Raw genomic sequence first — 277 nt, 5'->3', positions numbered from 1 at the left:
CAAGACCTTGGTGTTTTATTTAAGATTGAAGAACATCTTCATTCCGTTGGCCACTCGGAGCGCAGTGGTGCCGTAGTTGAACCATACCTGTCAACCCAATGGTTTGTTAAGATGCAGCCGCTCGCAGATGAAGCAATCAAGCTGCAAAATAAGGAAAGCAAGGTTCACTTTGTTCCGGACCGCTTTGAAAAGACGTATCTCCACTGGATGGAAAATATCCGTGACTGGTGTATTTCCAGACAGCTATGGTGGGGGCATCGAATTCCAGCTTGGTATC

At 46.6% G+C, this 277-nt stretch carries 1 protein-coding gene; it reads left to right on the top strand.

Annotated elements, in window-relative coordinates; translation table 11 throughout:
- On the top strand, positions 1 to 277 hold a 277-nt coding region (locus RYX56_RS22115; protein WP_317124084.1), incomplete at both ends, for a class I tRNA ligase family protein.

Origin of the sequence: Alkalihalophilus lindianensis (assembly GCF_032843265.1) — a bacterium.
GTDB classification, from domain to species: Bacteria; Bacillota; Bacilli; order Bacillales; family Bacillaceae_D; genus Alkalihalophilus; species Alkalihalophilus lindianensis.
Note: the sequence above shows the minus strand (reverse complement) of the source record. Positions and strands in the feature narration are given on the sequence as shown.